General features: G+C 52.8%; 21 protein-coding genes. 9 read left to right on the forward strand and 12 right to left on the reverse strand.

All coding sequences use genetic code 11. From position 1 onward, the window contains the following. Window positions 1-163: 163 nt before the first annotated feature. Entirely contained in the window at window positions 164-1,069 is a 906-nt protein-coding gene (locus tag ACLJTG_RS02770) for a LysR family transcriptional regulator (protein ID WP_410958884.1), read from the reverse strand. 118 nt (window positions 1,070-1,187) lie between these two features. On the opposite strand from ACLJTG_RS02770, the gene ACLJTG_RS02775 reads away from it, so the two are divergent. Beyond that, on the forward strand, window positions 1,188-2,117 hold the full coding sequence (locus ACLJTG_RS02775) for an aromatic alcohol reductase (RefSeq protein ID WP_154023534.1): 930 nt from the start codon (window positions 1,188-1,190) through the stop codon (window positions 2,115-2,117). Window positions 2,118-2,213: 96 nt separating this feature from the next. Here ACLJTG_RS02775 and ACLJTG_RS02780 read toward each other — a convergent pair whose 3' ends face one another. Next, complete coding sequence (locus ACLJTG_RS02780; RefSeq protein ID WP_001216553.1) at window positions 2,214-3,827, reverse strand: ABC transporter substrate-binding protein; 1,614 nt, start codon at window positions 3,825-3,827, stop codon at window positions 2,214-2,216. A 189-nt stretch (window positions 3,828-4,016) separates the two neighbouring features. On the opposite strand from ACLJTG_RS02780, the gene mpaA reads away from it, so the two are divergent. Next, on the forward strand, window positions 4,017-4,745 hold the full coding sequence (gene mpaA / locus ACLJTG_RS02785) for a murein tripeptide amidase MpaA (RefSeq protein ID WP_410958885.1): 729 nt from the start codon (window positions 4,017-4,019) through the stop codon (window positions 4,743-4,745). Here mpaA and ycjG read toward each other — a convergent pair. Then, window positions 4,720-5,685, reverse strand: coding sequence for an L-Ala-D/L-Glu epimerase (gene ycjG / locus ACLJTG_RS02790; protein ID WP_021000382.1), 966 nt, complete (start codon window positions 5,683-5,685; stop codon window positions 4,720-4,722). The two genes, mpaA and ycjG, sit on opposite strands and share 26 nt — an antisense overlap. Before the next feature lie 115 nt (window positions 5,686-5,800). Here ycjG and tpx point away from each other — a divergent pair, with 115 nt between their 5' ends. Next, window positions 5,801-6,307 carry a thiol peroxidase gene (gene tpx / locus ACLJTG_RS02795; protein WP_000084401.1) on the forward strand — a complete coding sequence of 169 codons (507 nt, stop codon included), beginning with the start codon at window positions 5,801-5,803 and terminating at the stop codon, window positions 6,305-6,307. Window positions 6,308-6,396: 89 nt separating this feature from the next. Here the strand turns inward: tpx and tyrR are convergent, their stop codons facing one another. The 8 genes from tyrR to pspA all read right to left on the reverse strand — a co-directional run bounded on the left by tyrR (window position 6,397) and on the right by pspA (window position 12,632). After that, window positions 6,397-7,938: a transcriptional regulator TyrR gene (gene tyrR, locus ACLJTG_RS02800; protein WP_001235493.1), complete on the reverse strand. Its 1,542-nt coding sequence runs from the start codon at window positions 7,936-7,938 to the stop codon at window positions 6,397-6,399. A gap of 147 nt (window positions 7,939-8,085) precedes the next feature. Further along, the gene (locus tag ACLJTG_RS02805; RefSeq protein ID WP_001294467.1) at window positions 8,086-9,147 is read right to left on the reverse strand and encodes a YcjF family protein; all 1,062 of its coding nucleotides are present in this window, start codon (window positions 9,145-9,147) and stop codon (window positions 8,086-8,088) included. Next, the gene (locus ACLJTG_RS02810; RefSeq protein ID WP_000825858.1) at window positions 9,144-10,541 is read right to left on the reverse strand and encodes a YcjX family protein; all 1,398 of its coding nucleotides are present in this window, start codon (window positions 10,539-10,541) and stop codon (window positions 9,144-9,146) included. Before ACLJTG_RS02810 ends, ACLJTG_RS02805 begins: the two co-directional genes overlap by 4 nt. A gap of 148 nt (window positions 10,542-10,689) precedes the next feature. Further along, entirely contained in the window at window positions 10,690-11,004 is a 315-nt protein-coding gene (gene pspE, locus ACLJTG_RS02815) for a thiosulfate sulfurtransferase PspE (RefSeq protein ID WP_000913432.1), read from the reverse strand. Between the two features lie 75 nt (window positions 11,005-11,079). Next, window positions 11,080-11,298, reverse strand: coding sequence for a phage shock protein PspD (gene pspD, locus ACLJTG_RS02820; protein ID WP_001097607.1), 219 nt, complete (start codon window positions 11,296-11,298; stop codon window positions 11,080-11,082). A 22-nt stretch (window positions 11,299-11,320) separates the two neighbouring features. After that, complete coding sequence (gene pspC / locus ACLJTG_RS02825; protein ID WP_000508938.1) at window positions 11,321-11,680, reverse strand: envelope stress response membrane protein PspC; 360 nt, start codon at window positions 11,678-11,680, stop codon at window positions 11,321-11,323. After that, window positions 11,680-11,904 (reverse strand): envelope stress response membrane protein PspB, encoded by a 225-nt coding sequence (gene pspB, locus ACLJTG_RS02830; RefSeq protein ID WP_001274953.1) that lies wholly within the window; start codon window positions 11,902-11,904, stop codon window positions 11,680-11,682. The genes pspC and pspB overlap by 1 nt, the downstream gene beginning before the upstream one ends. Window positions 11,905-11,963: 59 nt before the next feature. Next, window positions 11,964-12,632 carry a phage shock protein PspA gene (gene pspA / locus ACLJTG_RS02835; protein ID WP_000511006.1) on the reverse strand — a complete coding sequence of 223 codons (669 nt, stop codon included), beginning with the start codon at window positions 12,630-12,632 and terminating at the stop codon, window positions 11,964-11,966. Between the two features lie 170 nt (window positions 12,633-12,802). Here pspA and pspF point away from each other — a divergent pair, with 170 nt between their 5' ends. From pspF to sapF, 6 genes are all read left to right on the forward strand, one after another. Further along, window positions 12,803-13,783 carry a phage shock protein operon transcriptional activator gene (gene pspF, locus ACLJTG_RS02840; RefSeq protein ID WP_001675625.1) on the forward strand — a complete coding sequence of 327 codons (981 nt, stop codon included), beginning with the start codon at window positions 12,803-12,805 and terminating at the stop codon, window positions 13,781-13,783. 111 nt (window positions 13,784-13,894) lie between these two features. After that, complete coding sequence (gene sapA, locus ACLJTG_RS02845; protein ID WP_001241622.1) at window positions 13,895-15,544, forward strand: peptide ABC transporter substrate-binding protein SapA; 1,650 nt, start codon at window positions 13,895-13,897, stop codon at window positions 15,542-15,544. After that, entirely contained in the window at window positions 15,541-16,506 is a 966-nt protein-coding gene (gene sapB / locus ACLJTG_RS02850; protein WP_410958886.1) for a peptide ABC transporter permease SapB, read from the forward strand. The genes sapA and sapB overlap by 4 nt, the downstream gene beginning before the upstream one ends. Further along, on the forward strand, window positions 16,493-17,383 hold the full coding sequence (sapC, locus tag ACLJTG_RS02855; RefSeq protein ID WP_001146150.1) for a peptide ABC transporter permease SapC: 891 nt from the start codon (window positions 16,493-16,495) through the stop codon (window positions 17,381-17,383). Before sapB ends, sapC begins: the two co-directional genes overlap by 14 nt. Continuing rightward, complete coding sequence (gene sapD / locus ACLJTG_RS02860; RefSeq protein WP_001128869.1) at window positions 17,383-18,375, forward strand: peptide ABC transporter ATP-binding protein SapD; 993 nt, start codon at window positions 17,383-17,385, stop codon at window positions 18,373-18,375. The genes sapC and sapD overlap by 1 nt, the downstream gene beginning before the upstream one ends. Before the next feature lies 1 nt (window position 18,376). Next, the gene (sapF, locus tag ACLJTG_RS02865; RefSeq protein ID WP_000230462.1) at window positions 18,377-19,183 is read left to right on the forward strand and encodes a peptide ABC transporter ATP-binding protein SapF; all 807 of its coding nucleotides are present in this window, start codon (window positions 18,377-18,379) and stop codon (window positions 19,181-19,183) included. A 15-nt stretch (window positions 19,184-19,198) separates the two neighbouring features. On the opposite strand, the gene ACLJTG_RS02870 is transcribed toward sapF, so the two are convergent. Beyond that, window positions 19,199-19,906 (reverse strand): EAL domain-containing protein, encoded by a 708-nt coding sequence (locus tag ACLJTG_RS02870; RefSeq protein WP_001268402.1) that lies wholly within the window; start codon window positions 19,904-19,906, stop codon window positions 19,199-19,201. Window positions 19,907-19,996 lie beyond the last annotated feature (90 nt).

Raw genomic sequence — 19,996 nt, forward strand, 5'->3', positions numbered from 1 at the left:
CAGATTTTTTATTGCATCCAAACGTTCCGTGCTTGCTATATCCTCGCCGTGTAGCACCCTGTTTGATAATGACTTTTCTTATGTGTCAAAACCAGTACCGTCATTTTGACCGTTTGTGAAAAAGTTTTCTGAACAGGCAATGCGATATCCGGAATAATATTTTTTAGCAAAGAGGCTCCGGCTGGCTCAGCGCCGTTTTGCACCAGTCATAAAAAGCGCGTACCGCAGGCGGCAGAAACCTGTTTTGCGGATAGACCAGCGCAAGCGGCAAATCGTAAGAATGGTTGTCCATGCAGGTCACCAGCGCCCCGCTGTGCAGATACGGCGTAACCAGATAGCTGGCGACGCGAATTAACCCCAGTCCCTGTATTCCGGCCTGAATATAAGCGTCCGTATCATCGACAACCAGCGTCTCCTGCACCCGCATCGCGTAATCCTTCCCTTCACGCGTAAAAAACCAGTCGGTGGTACGCCCGGTGCGGTGGTTCAGGTAGCCGACCGCATGGTGTTTTTGCAGATCATCTAAATTTTCAGGGCTACCGTAACGCTCAATGTAAGTGGGCGATGCTGCTATCACCCAGTTAAAACTGGCGAGCGGACGGGCAACCAGCGTGGTGGAATCATCGATCCTGCCGGCCCGAATCACGCAGTCATACCCTTGCAGGATAATATCCTCCACGCTATCGCTGGAACAAAGTATCAGCTCCAGCTCCGGATACTGGCGCAAAAAGGCCGGGAGCGTAGGAATAATGCAATGCCGGGCGAGAGATTGCGGCATCCCCACTTTAAAACGCCCTTTGGGTTGTGCTGCCCGGCCGGGAAATGACGACTCCATGGCCGCGATATCTGCCAGTACTCTTTTACACTCTTCGTAGTAACACCGCCCCTCTGCGGTCACGCTAAGTTTGCGGGTTGTACGTTGCAAAAGCTGAATCTTAAGCCAGGATTCCAGTTCTTTAACCACCCGCGATACCGTTGAGCGCGGCACGCCCAGCACTTCGGCGGCTCTGATAAAACTATGGGTATCCACCACGCAAACATAGACCTGCATCGCTTCCAGCTTGTCCATTTTCCCCCCGCCAATTATCCCATTTATCAGAACAGTCTAACCCGTCTTCGGCGTCTTATCGAACGCAGATCCCTGACGTAATCTCTATCTACAGGTGAATCAACACAGAGAGGTGCAAATGAAACAATCCAATAATCAGGTAGGTGAAAAAGTATTGGTGCTGGGTGCGGGACAACTGGGGGCGTCAGTGCTGGCGTCGTTGGTTCCGGCGGTCACACAGCGTAATGGTTCCGTTAGCGTTATTGTGTCAGGGCGATCCAGGGATAAACAGAGCAAACGACGTTCCAGCATTCATCAACAACTGGCAGATGCCGGTGCGCGGTTTATCCCGGTCGACATCGCAGGCAGTTCGGTTGCAGCGTTAAAAGATCAATTCCACGGTTTTGATACGATCATCAATTGTATGGGGTTTGTCGCCGGTGCGGGTACCCAGATAAAAATCACCCGCGCGGTACTGGAGGCGGGCGTTAAGCGCTATTTCCCCTGGCAGTTTGGCGTGAATTACGATGTGGTCGGCAAAGGCAGCGGCCAGCCGGTGTGGGACGAACAGTATGACGTCAGGACGCTTTTGCGCGAGCAAAACGTCACAGAGTGGGTGATTGTTTCAACCGGTTTATTTACCTCTTTTCTCTTCGAACCGGCCTTTGATGTGGTCAACTTAGACCAAAAAACCATCAATGCCCTCGGCGGATGGGAAAGGCAGGTCACCGTCACGTCGCCTGCGGATATTGGTCGCCTGACCACTGAAATTTATCTGCATCAGCCGCGTATCACTAACGAAGTCGTCTTTGTCGCGGGGGAAACGACCTCTTATGCAAAACTGGCGGAAACGGTCGAACGCGTGACGCAGCAAACTTTTACCCGAGGCGTATTGACGCAACCTGACTTACAGGAGCAGCTCCGTTTACATCCGCATGACCCAATGCTGCGCTATCGCGTCGCCTTCGCGCGTGGTGACGGTATGTGGTGGCCGATGAGTGACACCTGGAATGCACAACATCATCTGCCGACACAGGATATTGCCGCCTGGCTGAAAACACAGCAATGAGAACGGCGGCATCAGGCGCTCGCTTAATCCCCATGCCTTCTGCCAGCACCAGGCGGCGGGCGTGGTTACCTTACGTTAACAAGAAACCAGTACGCATCAGTGCTTCACGATATACATTGTACGACTATAGGCCACATCTTCCGGGTTAGTAATGGGGTATCCCTTTACCCACGGTTTAATTAACCGGCCATTGGTATACTGATAAATAGGCGCTATAGGCGCTTGTTCCGTTAAAATTTTCTCCGCTGCATTGTAATCCGCGTTACGCGCTTCGGCGGTATTTTCCATCGTCGCTTGCGTCAGGATTTTGTCATAAGTCGGATTAGTAAAGCGTGAAATATTCCCCGTATGCGTGGACGTTAATAAGGATAAGAAAGTCGACGGTTCGTTGTAATCACCCACCCAGGAGGCGCGAATAACATCAAAATTACCGGTATTCCGGCTGTCGATATACGTTTTCCACTCCTGGTTTTGCAATTTCACATCCACCCCCAGATTTTTCTTCCACATTGACGCCACCGCAATCGCGATTTTCTGATGGTTTTCTGAGGTATTGTAAAGCAGAGTTAATTTAAGCGGCTTCTGCGATCCGTAGCCTGCTGCACGCAGCAATGTTTTCGCCTGGGCGTTAAGTTCTTCCTGGCTCATTTGTTCAAACGGTGAAGGATCGGGCTTAAATCCTGCCGTGACATCCGGTGTAAAATGCCAGGCCGGTTTTTCACCGGTACCTAAGACTTTTTCCGCCATCAAACGGCGATCAATGGTCATACTTAGCGCCAGACGAACGCGGGAATCCGCCGTCGGCCCTTTCTGCGTGTTAAACGCATAATAATAAGTCCCTAATTGCGGCGGTGTATAAACTTGCCCTGGAATATCCTTCAATAATTTCTGGTACATATTTTTAGGGAAAGATTCGGTGATATCAATATCACCGGCAAGGTAACGTTTCGTCGCAGCCGATTCCTGGTTAATGGGTAAAAATGTTACTTTTTGCAGTACCGTTTTCGCGTTATCCCAGTAATGCGTATTAGGCACGACCACCAGTTTTTCATTTACCACGCGCTCTTTAAGAACATACGCGCCATTGCCAATCAGTTTTCCCGGCTTCATCCAGTCTTTGCCGCTTTCAACATTCGCTTTTTGGACCGGATAAAAGGCAAAACTGGCGGTCAGACTGGCAAACCAGGGCAACGGCTTGTCAAGCTGAACACGCAAAGTGTGCGCGTCCACGGCACTGACGCCAAGCTGATCCGGCGTGACTTTACCGTCGATAATGGCTTGTGCATTAGTGATGCCAGCCAGAGCGGCAAACCAGGCGAAGGGGGAAAGCGTTTTGGGATCAACGAGGCGTTGCCAGCTATAGACAAAATCCTGGGCGGTCACCGGCGTTCCATCGGCCCATTGCGCATCATCCCGCAACGTAAACGTCCAGATACGATTATCATTGCTCTTCCACTGGCTGGCGACGCCAGGGATAATTTCACCCTTTTCGTTCTGGTTAACCAGCCCTTCAAACAGATCGCGGATCACCTGAATTTCAGGCAGCCCAACGGCTTTCGCTGGATCTAACGAAGCGGGCTCATCTTTGATATGACGCACCAGTTCTTGTTTCTCTGCCAGTACCGTTCCGCCGGGAACATCCGCAGCATATGCCAGGGAAAAGCTGCTAACCAACAGCGCACAACAGGTTACTGAAACAGAATGCCTCATAGAAGTTCCTCAAAGATGAGTTAAATGACAACGTAATTATTTGTTTCAGCAGAAAGAAATGCAATTATCTTCCGCCAGAAAGTTGATATCGCGCCATACAAGAGGGTAAATAGAAACCATTTGATAATCGGCGGGTTTTACACAACACTACGATGATTACCCTACTGGTCTCAGCTTCGGGAAACGCGTATGACTGTCACCCGCCCCCGTGCCGAGCGCGGCGCATTTCCGCCAGGCACTGAACATTATGGACGTTCGCTACTAGGCGCGCCGCTAATCTGGTTTCCGGCGCCTGCCGCCAATCGCGAAAGCGGTCTGATACTGGCTGGCACCCACGGGGATGAAACCTCATCCGTGGTGACGCTCTCCTGTGCGTTACGCACCTTAAATCCAACCCTTCGCCGTCATCATGTCGTACTTGCCGTTAATCCTGATGGCTGTCAACTGGGGTTAAGGGCAAATGCGAATGGCGTTGATCTAAACCGTAACTTTCCCGCCGCCAACTGGAAAGCGGGTGAGACAGTTTATCGCTGGAATAGCCGCGCGCAAGAGCGTGATGTCGTGCTGCTAACCGGCGCCCATCCCGGCTCAGAACCGGAAACCCAGGCGCTTTGCCAGTTAATTCATCGACTCCAACCCGCCTGGGTCGTCTCTTTTCACGATCCCCTGGCCTGCATTGAAGATCCACGTCGCAGCGAGCTAGGCGAGTGGCTGGCCGATGCGTTTGCGTTGCCGCTGGTGACCAGCGTAGGTTACGAAACGCCCGGTTCGTTTGGCAGCTGGTGCGCCGACCTCAACCTGCACTGCATTACCGCCGAGTTTCCCCCTGTTTCCGCCGATGAAGCCAGCGAAAAATACTTGCTGGCTATGTCGAATCTGCTCCGCTGGCATCCTAAAGATGGAGTTGACCCGTCGTAAAGCGTAGCGCGGGCTCAACATCAACCGCCAGCCATGTTGGGCCATCAAGATCGGCGAAGCTCACCTGCGGCATAAGCGGCAGCGCGGCGCTAATCGCTCTTGATGTACAGAGCATACAGCCCAGCATCAGGCCGAATCCTTGCTCCCGCGCCTCCGTTGCCAGCGCCAGCGCCTCGGTCAGACCGCCGGTTTTATCCAGCTTAATGTTGATCATATCGTAGCGCCCCGTCAGGGCTTTCAGACTACTGCGAGTATGGCAGCTCTCATCTGCACAGATGGGCAACGGATGAACAAAATTTTCCAGGGCGGCGTCATCCTGCGCGGGCAGCGGTTGCTCCAGCATCGCGACATTCAGATCCGCCAGTAACTGGCAACGCGCCGCCAGCCCCTCCGGACGCCACGATTCATTGGCGTCCACAATGAGCGTCGCCTCCGGCACCGCCGAGCGGATCGCCACCATACGTTCGCTAATCAGACGAGCATCGAGTTTAATTTTCAGCAACGTCGCCCCTTTTTCCCATAGTGCCGCCGCACTGGCTGCCATCTGTTCCGGCGTGCCTATCACTACCGTTTGCGCGGTAGTAAAAACCGGGGCCAGCGTCACGCCGAGCAGCCCGGCAAGGCTTTGCTGCCGCTGGCGGGCCTGCAAATCCCATAAGGCGCTATCCACCGCGTTGCGCGCCGCGCCTGCCGGCAACAGTTTCTGCAATGCTTCGCGAGTCAGCCCGTTTTCCAACTGAGGCACAATACTCATGATTTGCGCCATGACCGAGGCATCACTTTCACCATAACGTGGATATGGCGTACATTCCCCGATGCCTTTTACGCCCTCTTCTTCCAGTTCGACAACGACAACATGCGCTTCGCTTCGGCTACCACGCGCAATAACAAAAGGCGTATGTAACGGCCAGGTTTCCTCATATACCTTAACAGATCTCATCTCTTCCCCTCTGATAGCGCCGGACGCGGCTTGCTACAAATAGTATTTGCCGTGTTAATGAATAATGACTTAAACTGGATTTCGACGTTAACTATAAGTAAATAGGAACATAATTATGTCACAGACTGTACATTTCCAGGGTAACCCGGTCACCGTTGCCAACGTTATTCCGCAGGCTGGTAGCAAAGCACAGGCTTTTACTCTTGTCGCAAAAGATTTGTCTGACGTTTCCCTCAGCCAATATGCAGGCAAACGCAAAGTGCTGAATATTTTCCCAAGCATTGATACTGGCGTATGCGCCGCATCAGTTCGTAAGTTTAATCAACTGGCCACAGAAGTGGAGAATACCGTCGTATTGTGCGTTTCTGCTGACCTGCCTTTTGCACAGTCGCGTTTTTGCGGCGCGGAAGGCCTGAGCAACGTTATTACGCTTTCCACTCTGCGTAATAACGAGTTTCTGAAAAACTACGGCGTCGAAATCGTTGACGGCCCGCTGAAAGGTTTGGCGGCGCGCGCAGTCATCGTGCTTGACGAAAACGACAACGTTATTTTCAGCCAGTTGGTGGATGAAATCACCCACGAGCCGGATTACGACGCCGCGCTTAATGTCCTGAAGGCATAAGCCAGCGCCTGCTGGCGCTACGTTTGTCAGTGCTACAGGCGGTGCTCTTTTGTCACAAGAAGGCCTCTATCCGGAGGCCTTCTTTTTTTCTACTCTTCACCCTTCTTCTGGCTCAGACCATATTCACGCAGCTTATTGGCAATCGCGGTATGCGATACCCCCAACCGTTTCGCCAGTTTACGCGTACTCGGATAGCTACGATAAAGCTGAGTAAGGACAGAACGTTCGAAACGACTGGTAATGTCATCCAGCGAACCTTCCATCGCATCCTCGCCGACTGCCACCGTCGCGGCATCGTAGTCAGGCAGCAGGATATCCTGCGGACGCAGCTCATACCCTTCCAGTTGCGTCAGCGCCCGGTAAATCGCATTTTTAAGCTGGCGAACGTTACCCGGCCAACCGTAACGAGTGAGGACCGTACTCAGATCGGCAGACAGTTTCGGTCGCGGAACGCCCTGTTCGTCGGCAAAACGCGCCACGAACAGTTCGGTCAACGGCATAATATCCTGCGGACAATCGCGCAACGGCGGCAAATTAAGCGTCAGAACGTTAAGTCGATAATAGAGATCTTCGCGGAACAGTCCTTTTTGCACCAGCTCCACCAGATTTTTCTGCGTGGCGCAGATAACGCGGACATCAACATGAATTTCGTGATCTTCGCCGACGCGACGGAACGTACCATCGTTGAGAAAACGCAGCAGCTTCGCCTGCATACGCGGCGACATTTCGCCAATTTCATCCAGCAGCACCGAACCGCCATTCGCCTGTTCAAAAAAGCCTTTTTTACCTTCCGGCGCATGGCCAAATAGTTCGCTTTCTACCGCATCTTCCGGGATTGAAGCGCAGTTGAGCGCCAGATACGGTTTCGCTGAACGAGGGCTTGCCTGGTGACAGGCATAGGCGAAAAGATCTTTGCCGGTTCCCGTATCGCCGGTAATCAGCAGCGGCGCGCTGAGCATCGCCAGTTTGCGCGCCTGCTCAACGACGTGCTTCATCTTTGCGCTCACGGCAATAATCTGACTAAACGCGCTCAGATCCTGCGTGGACAAATTCTGTAGCTGCTGCCCCATACGAATCGTGGAACGCAACATCACGACCGCCCCGGTCAACACGTATTCGTCATTTTCGTTTTGTAAATGTACCGGCGTAATCTCCATCAGGAAGTTTTGCCCGTTGATCACGACATGTTCGTTATGGGAGCTTTGCGGGTTACCGTCCAGCCAGCGCTGAAAATTGAAGCCGTTGATTAATTGTGCGGCGGTATGGTGCCGCATTCGCTCCTGGCTCTGGGCAAAAAGCTGACAACTCGCCGGGTTCGCCATCTCCACTTTACTCTTCATATCCAATGAGAGCACCGGCTCCGGCAACGCCTCAAGCAGCGCGCTCAGGGCCAGATGTTCACGTTCGGACGGCATCCAGGGAACGGTACGGACATCCGTTACGCCGGAAATACGGCGGATTTCGGCCATCAGGCTGCTGAAGTCGGTGAATTCCAGCTCAGCAAAATTAAGATAAATTCGCCCAATGGGATCAATCTCGATTCCGCGTAAATCAATGCTACGTAACACCAGTAAATCAAGTAATTCGCGGGTCAGACCAAGTCGGTCTTCACAAAAGACTTCCAGACGCATGGGAACCTTCACCTGAATAATGAACCATTAAATAGATGATAAGCCACTATTCGGCTGGCAGGAAGGATTCTGTCAACAAATATTGACAGCATGACGGAAAAACGGGCGCTGCGGCGTAAAGCCAGGCAATCAGCGCCCTGTGGAAGGTCATTTCTCCGGCGACGACTTACTCTTTTGCAGGGTCTCTTTTAGCTGACCGATAAGCTGACGACGAAAATCACCGAGACGTGGTTTATCGTTGTCGATCCACGGCAATGGTCGACATAGCTCCATCGCTTTTATTCCCAGTCGAGCGGTAAGGAGGCCTGCGCCAATCCCCTGCGCCGCGCGCGTAGACAGGCGTGCGGCCAGATCCTGAGACATCCAGTCCATACCGACTTCACGTACCAGCTCACTGGCCCCCGCGAACGCGATATTTAGCAACACCAGACGGAACAGACGAAGGCGGCTGTAATAACCAAGTTCAATGCCATACAGCGTTGCGATACGGTTAATCAGGCGTAAATTACGCCAGGCAATAAACGCCATATCCACCAACGCTAACGGGCTGACGGCGATCATCAGAGTCGATTCCGCGGCGAAACGGCTAATCTCACGTCGCGCCTGCGCGTCAAGTACCGGCTGTACCAGATTCGCATACAAACCGACGATTTCCCTGTCGTTTTGCGTTTCGTGAATAGCGGCATACCAACGTTGTAATGCCGGATGTGATTGATCAATCCCCGCCTGCTGCGCCAGTTTTTCGCAAAATGCGCGACCTTTCCCGACGCTATGGCTATGTAACAGTTCACGCGCTTCATCGCGTTCATGCGCCCGCTGGCGCAAGCGCCATAATCGCCGCCACTCCGTGACCACCGATCCCACGCCAGCGCCAATGATCAGCGCGCCTGCGGCACAGCCGCCTAAAGCGACCCAGTCCTGAGTTTGCCAGGCATTCATTGTCCACTGTACGCCTTGCCCGACCACGCTCGCGCCAAACAGCGCCAGCCCTCCCATCACCATTTTACGCCACAGGCTGCGTTTGGGGCGCAGCGCGGCATCGACCGCCGCTTCTGCCACGCCTTCGTCTTCCGGGCGCTCATCGATAGCCGCAGGCGCAAATGTACGCGACTCCGCTTCGCTGAAAGTTTGCTGCGCTTTGAAGGCCGACGTAGGCTCCTCCTTTAGCGGTTCTGCAAAATCAATACGCGGTTTTAACGGTTCGCTCATCGCAGCTTATCTCCTATTAAAAACTCCAGCGCAGCGTCCAGACGAATATGCGGTAACGGTTTATCAACATCCATCACCTGCGGACGAAAGGCTTCGAACTGAAAGCCCTGCTTATCCCAAAACGCTTGTCCCGGCAAACGCGAAGGCACTTCGCCGGGGTACACGGTTAACGGCGCGCCGTCACTCAAACGGTTTCCACGTAAAGCCGGGATTTTTTCGCCGTTGACCTCAATCACGCCGCTGGTGGTCGCCTGTACCGACGCCAGCCCCAGGCAATCCATACTGATGCCTTCAAACGCGGCATTTTGCCAGGCATCCTGAATAAGCTGCTGGAGCAAGGCCACCATATTGGCATGTTGGTCGAGGGTGACATGGTCGGCTTTCGTCGCGGCGAACAGCAATTTATCAATCACCGGCGAAAACAAACGACGAAACAGAGTCCGCTGGCCATAGTGAAAACTTTGCATCAGCTGCGTTAAGGCGAGACGCATATCATTAAACGCCTGCGGCCCGCTATTAAGCGGTTGCAGACAGTCGACCAGCACAATCTGGCGATCAAAGCGTAGAAAATGATTTTTGTAGAACCCTTTGACCACTTTTTCGCAATAGTAGTTAAAGCGTTCGCGCAGCATTCCAGCGTTGGTCTGCTTATCCGCCTGCGCCAGTTTTGACTCGCCGAAGGCGTCCACATCCGGCCACGGGAAAAACTGCAACGCTGGCGCACCCGCCATATCGCCCGGCAAAACAAACCGTCCAGGCTGAATAAAGTGCAATCCCTGCGATTTACACTGATGCAAATAATCCGTCCAGGCGGCGGCAATCTCCGCCAGCCGATTTTCATCGGCGGGCGCCAGCGGATCGAGCCCGTCGCAAAGTTGCCGCCATTTTGCGGCCCACTCAGCGCGTTGCCCTTGTAACAAGCCGTTCATCTGACGGGACCAGCTTAAATAATCCTGAGCCAGCATGGGCAGATCGAGTAACCATTCCCCTGGATAGTCCACAATCTCCAGATACAATGTCGAGGTATCTTTAAAATGGCGCAGCAGCGAGTCGTTGGAGCGATAGCGCAACGCCAGCCGAATCTCACTGACGCCGCGCGTCGGTGTGGGCCATGCGGGAGGATTGCCATAAAGCTGAAGTATCCCCTCATCGTAGGTAAAACGGGGAATACCAAAATCACGTTGAGGCACGCGCTTTACGCCAAGCAGGCGTTCTTCGCGTACCGCGCTGAGCAACGGTAAGCGCGCGCCCGCGTGGACATTAAGCAACTGGTTAACCATCGCCGTGATAAACGCTGTTTTACCGCTGCGGCTCAACCCGGTTACGGCAAGACGCAAATGCCTGTCTACCCCACGATTGACCAGCGCGTTGAGTTCAGTTTTAAGTCGCTTCATTGACATCCTGTTGAGCCTGAAGAGAAGAAAAAATAATAACGAGCCTGCGTTATAGATATGTGCAAAAACGTTATTATCAACTACCCGGAGAGATCAACAACGGCGCATTAAGCGCCGCGGTTAGTATGAGTATTGAGCAATAGATTATCTATTTTTTTACTTTCGGCATATCAAGACGACTGATGCCGCCCATATTCATCGCGTGCGTATACCCCATATCAAGCAACATTTGTTTTGCCATGCCCGACTGTCGTCCGGAGTTGCAATATAACTTTACCGTATCGTTCCTGTCTGGAACTACCGTTTCGATATGAGATTTAATCTCCTTCAATGGGATATTAATCGCGCCCTGAATATGCTCACGCTGATATTGTTCCGGAATGCGGACATCTATCCAGTATTCTGCGGCATAAAGCGGCATGGCTACGAATAACGCTAACGCAAATATTCCTTTTTTCAACATACTTCCGTCCTGACACGTAATGTATTTCGCACACACTATACGCCAGAGCTTAACGAAATATTATGACCAGACTCGCTATTTGTAACGCTGCGAAATTTTATTCGCCGCCTTACGAAGTACTGGCTCCAGCGCAAACGCCAGCAACATTTTTAGCGGACGACGGGCGACGGATTTTACCGCCCATCCCGCCACGCCGGCAGGCCCGTAGCGTAACGCGGTCAACAGAACCAGCTTACCTGCTATTTTGAAGCCGGGCTTCACCTTCTGCCCGGCGCGTTGCCAGCGAGTATTCATCTTCACCTTCCCGATATATCACTTAAAGTTGACGGAAACGACTACGCAATGTGAACGTATCTGACGTGACGTAGCGTTCCATTTCTCGCAAACGCTTTTCGCCTGCGGCAAGCTCTCTGTCTACGGTATCCAGCAGTTCACCGCTGGTCGGCTGCGGTTTGCCTGCGGCCAGATTATCCGGCATAGGGTCCAGCACAAAGGACAGGACGATATAGGCCACTACGGTAAAAAACGCCAGCCCAAAGAAAATCGACAGCACGACCAGAATACGCACCAGTTTTACCGGTACATCAAGGTAGTCGGCGATCCCGGCGCAAACGCCACGCACCATGCCCTTTTGCGGCATACGCCATAGTTTTTTATTCAGATTGATTCCACCCATTAGCGCTCTCTCCAGTTCGGATGCTCTGCATCAAGAATGTCTTCCAGCGCCTGAATGCGCTCGCGCATACGTTGCGCGTCGTCTGTGAGTTGCAGTAAGCGTTGCTGCTCGCTTTGCGACAGTTCTCCCCGACCGGCGCGGTTGCTGTAATGCAGCCACAGCCAAATCGGTAACACAAACAACACAAAAATGGTTAACGGGATGGCCAGAAATAGCGCGCTCATGCGTTCTCCTTACACCTAAAGCTGATGAGCGACGGCGCGTATCGGCGCCGCCATTGTCATTATTGATTATCTTGCTTCATTTTGGCTTTCAACTGCGCCAGCTGCTCGCTGATTTCATCATCGGCTTTCAGGTTGGCAAACTGTTGGTCCAGCGATTGCTGCTTACCAAAACGATGGCTTTCCGCTTCCGCTTCCATTTGATCGATACGACGTTCAAAGGATTCAAACCGCGCCATGGCTTCATCCAGTTTGCCGCTGTCAAGCTGACGACGGACATCGCGGGAAGAACTTGCCGCCTGATGACGCAGCATCAGCGCCTGCTGGCGAGCGCGTGTTTCGCTGAGTTTGTTTTCCAGCTCGCCAATCTCTTTCTTCATGCGCGCCAGCGTGTCATCCACCAGCGTGACTTCCTGTTCAAGCGTAGCAATTAAATCGGTCAGCTTTTGTTTTTCAATCAATGCGGCGCGCGCCAGATCGTCTTTATCTTTGCGCAGAGCCAGTTCCGCTTTTTCCTGCCACTCGGTCTGCTGAGTCGTGGCCTGTTCAATACGACGGGATAACTGTTTCTTTTCCGCTAAAGCACGCGCGGAGTTCGAGCGAACCTCCACCAGCGTATCTTCCATCTCCTGAATCATCAGGCGCACCAGCTTCTGCGGATCTTCCGCTTTTTCCAACAACGCATTGATATTGGCGTTCACGATGTCGGCAAAACGAGAAAAAATACCCATAATTCAATCCTCACATAATGTTCTGATAACGGGCGATGCCCTGCTACATGATTAATACAATTTGCGTGCCAACTTTTCATATCACTGATAATAAAGAAATTGTTTCGTTTTACCTCGCCAGCAAAAAAGGATAAAGTGGTGAAAAACACTAACAAGTGGCGATTTTCATCATGGCTGAATTTAAAGATAACCTGCTCGGCGAGGCAAACCGTTTTCTTGAAGTACTGGAACAAGTCTCCCGGCTCGCGCCGCTGGATAAGCCAGTGCTGATTATTGGCGAACGCGGGACGGGTAAAGAACTTATCGCCAATCGCCTGCACTATCTCTCTTCACGCTGGCAGGGGCCGCTTATCTCGCTTAACTGCGCAGCGCTTAACGAAAATCTGCTGGACTCCGAACTGTTTGGTCATGAAGCGGGTGCTTTTACCGGGGCGCAAAAACGCCATCCCGGTCGCTTTGAACGCGCCGATGGCGGCACGCTGTTTTTGGATGAACTGGCGACAGCGCCGATGCTGGTACAGGAAAAGCTGCTGCGGGTGATTGAATATGGCGAGCTAGAGCGCGTCGGCGGCAGCCAGCCGTTACAGGTTAATGTGCGATTAGTATGCGCCACTAATGCCGATTTACCCGCCATGGTGAAGGAAGGGACATTTCGTGCCGATCTGCTCGACAGGCTGGCTTTTGACGTTGTACAACTGCCGCCGCTGCGCGAACGTCAAAGCGATATTATGCTGATGGCCGAGCATTTTGCTATTCAGATGTGTCGTGAGCTACGTCTGCCCTTATTTCCCGGTTTTACCGATCGGGCAAAAGAAACGTTGTTGCATTACGCCTGGCCGGGTAATGTCCGCGAGCTGAAAAACGTAGTCGAACGTTCAGTGTATCGCCACGGCAGCAGTGAACATCCTTTGGATGAAATTGTTATCGATCCTTTTCAACGCCATTCCGCCGAACCGCCCACGCCCGCCCTGCCAGCGGCATCCGCCACGCCTGACCTGCCGCTCAAGTTGCGGGAGTTTCAACTGCAACAGGAAAAAGCGCTGCTGCAACGTAGCTTACAACAGGCGAAATTTAACCAGAAACGAGCCGCCGATTTGCTGGCACTCACCTACCACCAGTTTCGCGCCTTGCTTAAAAAGCATCAGCTTTAGCTATTTCTCCGGCTAATTGACGACATTTACGCCAGTTATCCACCGACATTTTTACGTGGCGGGCCGAAGTGCGATACACTTTGCAAATTGAACTTCAAAAACTTAACTATTATGCGCCTGGTTTTATCGTCTCTGATCGTGATAGCGGGTCTACTGAGTAGTCAGGCTACGGCTGCGGCTGCGCCCGAACAAACTGCGAGTGCAGATATTCGCGATAGCGGCTTTGTGTATTGTGTCAGCGGGCAGGTCAACACCTTTAATCCGCAAAAAGCGAGCAGCGGCCTCATCGTCGATACCCTGGCCGCCCAGTTATATGACCGCCTGTTGGATGTCGATCCCTATACTTATCGTTTAGTCCCAGAGCTGGCAGAAAGCTGGGAAGTGCTGGATAACGGGGCAACGTACCGTTTTCACCTGCGCCGCGACGTTTCCTTTCAAAAAACAGCCTGGTTTACGCCGACCCGAAAACTCAATGCTGATGATGTCGTCTTTACCTTTCAGCGGATTTTCGATCGTCGACATCCGTGGCATAACATCAACGGCAGTAGCTTCCCCTACTTTGATAGCCTACAGTTCGCCGACAATGTAAAAAGCGTGCGTAAGCTGGACAATAACACCGTTGAGTTTCGCCTGACGCAGCCAGACGCCTCCTTTTTATGGCATCTGGCCACACACTACGCTTCCGTCATGTCCGCTGAGTACGCCGCGCAGCTTAGCCGAAAAGATCGTCAGGAACTGCTAGACCGCCAACCGGTCGGCACCGGGCCTTTCCAGCTTTCGGAGTACCGTGCCGGACAGTTTATTCGTCTCCAGCGCCACGATGGGTTTTGGCGCGGCAAACCGCTGATGCCGCAAGTGGTAGTGGATTTAGGCTCCGGCGGTACCGGGCGTTTATCGAAATTACTGACCGGTGAATGCGATGTTCTGGCCTGGCCCGCCGCCAGCCAGCTAACTATTTTACGCGACGATCCGCGTTTACGTCTGACGTTGCGCCCGGGGATGAATATCGCCTATCTGGCCTTTAACACCGATAAGCCGCCGTTGAATAATCCCGCAGTGCGCCATGCGCTGGCCTTATCGATCAACAACCAGCGTCTGATGCAGTCGATTTATTACGGCACGGCGGAAACCGCAGCCTCCATTTTACCGAGAGCCTCATGGGCTTACGATAACGATGCCAAAATTACGGAGTACAATCCGCAAAAATCGCGCGAACAGCTAAAAGCGCTGGGCATTGAGAATCTTACGCTGCATCTCTGGGTGCCGACCAGTTCTCAGGCCTGGAACCCAAGTCCGCTAAAAACGGCGGAGCTTATTCAGGCGGATATGGCGCAGGTTGGCGTAAAAGTGGTCATTGTGCCGGTTGAAGGTCGTTTTCAGGAGGCGCGCCTGATGGATATGAATCACGATCTGACCTTATCCGGCTGGGCCACGGACAGCAACGATCCGGATAGCTTTTTCAGACCACTGTTAAGCTGTGCGGCCATCAATTCGCAAACCAATTTCGCCCACTGGTGTAACCCTGAATTTGACAGCGTGCTGCGTAAAGCACTGTCGTCGCAGCAGTTGGCTTCGCGCATAGAAGCATATGAGGAAGCGCAGAATATCCTGGAGAAAGAGCTGCCGATACTGCCGCTGGCATCATCACTACGCCTGCAGGCTTACCGCTACGATATTAAAGGGCTGGTGTTAAGCCCGTTCGGCAATGCGTCTTTTGCCGGCGTCTCCCGCGAAAAACACGAAGAGGTGAAAAAACCATGATTATCTTCACCCTGCGTCGGTTATTGCTGTTGCTGGTGACGCTCTTCTTCCTGACCTTTATCGGCTTTAGCCTGAGCTATTTTACGCCGCACGCGCCGCTACAAGGCGCATCATTATGGAATGCCTGGATTTTCTGGTTCAACGGTCTGCTGCACTGGGACTTTGGCGTGTCCAGCATTAACGGCCAGCTGATCTCCGAACAGCTTAAAGAGGTGTTTCCCGCCACGATGGAGCTGTGCATTCTCGCCTTTGGTTTTGCGTTGATGGTCGGCATCCCGGTCGGGATGCTGGCTGGCGTGACGCGTAGCAAATGGCCGGATCGTTTTATCAGCGCGCTGGCGCTATTAGGTTTCTCAATTCCGGTTTTCTGGCTGGCGCTTCTGCTCACACTGTTCTTTTCGCTCACGCTGGGGTGGCTGCCGGTATCCGGGCGATTTGACCTGCTTTATGAAGTTAAACCGGTTACCGGTTTCGCCATCATTGATGCCTGGATTTCAGATTCGCCATGGCGCGATGAAATGGTAATGAGCGCCATACGGCATATGGTTTTACCGGTGCTCACGCTTTCCGTCGCGCCGACCACAGAAGTGATCCGCCTGATGCGAATCAGCACTATTGAGGTCTACGATCAGAACTACGTTAAAGCGGCGGCCACGCGCGGCTTGTCGCGCTTTACGATTTTACGCCGTCACGTGTTGCATAATGCGCTGCCGCCGGTCATTCCCCGTCTTGGTCTGCAGTTTTCAACCATGTTAACGCTGGCGATGATTACCGAAATGGTTTTCAGCTGGCCTGGGCTGGGACGATGGTTAATTCACGCCATTCGTCAGCAGGACTATGCCGCTATTTCCGCTGGCGTGATGGTCATTGGGTCGCTGGTTATTGTGGTCAATGTGATTTCCGATATTTTGGGTGCTATGGCTAACCCTCTGAAATATAAGGAATGGTATGCCTTACGATAGCGTATACAGCGAAAAGCGCCCGCCAGGCACCCTGCGCACTGCCTGGCGTAAATTTTATAGCGACGCGCCTGCGATGGTGGGTCTGTATGGATGCGCCGGTCTGGCGTTGCTGTGTATTTTTGGCGGCTGGATCGCGCCCTATGGTATCGATCAGCAATTTCTGGGCTATCAGCTACTGCCACCCTCCTGGTCACGCTATGGCGAAGTCTCCTTTTTTCTGGGGACTGACGATCTGGGGCGCGATGTGCTGAGCCGCCTGTTAAGCGGCGCGGCGCCCACGGTCGGCGGCGCGTTTATCGTAACGCTGGCGGCTACGCTATGTGGATTAGTCCTCGGCGTAGTGGCAGGCGCGACGCACGGTTTACGCTCTGCCGTGCTGAACCATATTCTGGACACGCTGCTTTCCATCCCTTCGCTCTTGCTGGCGATTATCGTCGTGGCATTTGCCGGCCCACATCTGTCACACGCGATGTTTGCCGTCTGGCTGGCCCTGTTGCCGCGAATGGTACGTTCCGTCTACAGCATGGTGCATGATGAACTGGAAAAAGAGTACGTCATTGCCGCCCGTCTGGATGGCGCGACAACGCTGAATATTCTGTGGTTCGCCATTTTACCGAATATTACCGCCGGTCTGGTCACCGAAATTACCCGGGCGCTGTCGATGGCGATTCTGGACATCGCCGCGCTGGGATTTTTAGATCTCGGCGCGCAGCTTCCCTCTCCTGAATGGGGCGCCATGTTGGGGGATGCGCTGGAGCTAATCTATGTCGCGCCGTGGACCGTTATGCTACCCGGCGCGGCGATAACGCTCAGTGTTTTACTGGTAAACCTGCTCGGAGATGGGATTCGTCGTGCGATTATTGCGGGGGTGGAATAATGCCGTTACTGGATATCCGCAATCTCACCATTGAATTTAAAACCAGCGAAGGTTGGGTAAAAGCGGTCGATCGCGTCAGTATGACATTAAGCGAAGGTGAAATTCGCGGCCTGGTAGGTGAATCGGGTTCCGGAAAGAGCTTGATTGCTAAAGCTATTTGCGGCGTCGCGAAAGACAACTGGCGAGTCACTGCCGACCGTATGCGTTTTGATGATATCGATCTGCTGCGCCTCTCCTCACGTGAACGGCGTAAGCTGGTCGGACATAATGTGTCGATGATCTTCCAGGAGCCGCAGTCGTGCCTTGATCCTTCCGAACGCGTCGGCCGCCAGTTAATGCAAAATATTCCCGCCTGGACCTATAAAGGCCGCTGGTGGCAGCGTTTAGGCTGGCGTAAACGGCGTGCAATTGAATTACTGCACCGGGTGGGAATTAAAGATCATAAAGACGCGATGCGCAGTTTTCCCTATGAACTGACCGATGGCGAGTGTCAGAAAGTTATGATCGCTATCGCGCTGGCGAATCAACCGCGACTCCTGATCGCTGATGAACCCACCAACTCAATGGAACCGACGACGCAGGCGCAAATTTTTCGCCTGCTGACCCGACTGAATCAAAACAGTAATACCACCATTCTGTTGATTAGCCACGACCTGCAAATGCTGAGTCAGTGGGCTGACAAAATCAACGTTTTATACTGCGGCCAGACGGTAGAAACCGCGCCAAGTAAAGATCTGGTGACGACGCCACATCATCCTTATACGCAGGCGCTTATCCGTGCGATTCCGGATTTTGGCAGCGCGATGCCGCATAAAAGCCGTCTCAATACGCTGCCGGGCGCGATCCCGCTACTGGAGCAGTTACCGATAGGTTGTCGTCTGGGGCCGCGCTGCCCTTACGCGCAACGAGAATGCATTATCACGCCACGCTTAACCGGCGCGAAAAATCATCTCTATGCCTGTCATTTTCCGCTGAATATGGAGAGAGAGTGATATGGTGGAAACTCTGCTTGAAGTGCGCAACCTGAGTAAAACCTTTCGCTACCGGACAGGATGGTTTCGCCGCCAGACCGTCGACGCCGTGAAACCATTAAGCTTTACGCTTCGTGAGCGTCAGACCCTGGCCATTATCGGCGAAAACGGTTCCGGCAAATCCACGCTGGCAAAGATGCTGGCCGGCATGATTGAACCCACCAGCGGCGAGCTTCTTATTGACGATCATCCCCTGCATTACGGCGACTATTCGTTTCGAAGCCAACGTATTCGAATGATTTTTCAGGACCCCTCAACGTCACTGAATCCACGTCAACGTATTTCGCAGATCCTTGACTTCCCCCTGCGCCTTAATACCGATCTGGAGCCGGAACAGCGGCGCAAACAGATTGTCGAGACGATGCGTATGGTGGGGCTATTGCCCGATCACGTGAGCTACTACCCGCATATGCTGGCGCCGGGGCAGAAACAGCGTCTGGGCCTGGCCCGCGCGCTGATTTTACGCCCTAAAGTCATTATCGCGGACGAAGCGCTGGCTTCGCTTGATATGTCCATGCGCTCGCAGCTCATCAATCTGATGCTTGAATTGCAGGAAAAGCAAGGCATCTCCTATATCTATGTCACGCAGCATATCGGCATGATGAAGCATATTAGCGATCAGGTATTAGTGATGCATCAGGGGGAAGTGGTTGAACGCGGCAGCACCGCCGATGTGCTCGCCTCTCCGCTACATGAGCTTACCCGCCGTTTAATCGCAGGCCATTTTGGCGAGGCGCTGACCGCTGACGCATGGCGAAAGGATCGCTAAGCGAAACAAATACCCTCAGTTCGATTCTCTGAGGGTGTTCATGCGACTGCCCAACAGCAATGTTTCAACCTCTTCTAACGCAACGGAAGGAAATAACGAGCCCTGGGTTGCCCAAATGCCTGCCGTTTTTAACACCGGCAAATAGCGTGTGTTTTCCTGGCCCCCCACCACGATCTTGTCACAATAACGCCGGATATGTTTGACAAGCAGCGGAAACGTCATTTTTTCAATTTGTGAGACAAAAAAGCTGCGATCAAGTTTTACGCCGCTAAAACACCCGCAAACTAATGGCGCAGCAGTTGCATTCCCTACGCCCAGGTCGCCCAGCCATAATGGATTAGGTTGCTTATGAAGCGCGTGTATTAAAGGATCGATTAAGGCGTTATCTTGACATGAAAAATGTTCAGCGACCTGCAGCTCCACAAATAGCATGGCGTGTAGTAATGCGCGAATATCTTTATCCTGAAGGACAAGCTGCGCCATACCCCGATCAATATTTACGATACAGAATAGGCCGTGGCGTAGAAACCAGCCATGTTTGGCCGCGATTGTCCGCAACAGATCAAGCAGAAAACGGCGCTTCTGCGAATTGTCCCATGACGAGATAACAAACTCAGGGTGTAGCGGACGAGCGGGCGACGATGCAAAATGGGTAGTGATTTCGACACCCAGTAAATCCCCCTCCATTGCCCTTATCGGCTCTGCCATAAAAAAATAGCGCATGTGACCACTCCACTTGATCTTAACTCCCTGATAATGCGCTTTTAACGCAAATCAATCAATAAAAACGATCAATATATAAAAAATGATCGA

Source organism: Salmonella sp. SAL00672 (assembly GCF_046552175.1).
Classification (GTDB): domain Bacteria; phylum Pseudomonadota; class Gammaproteobacteria; order Enterobacterales; family Enterobacteriaceae; genus Salmonella; species Salmonella enterica.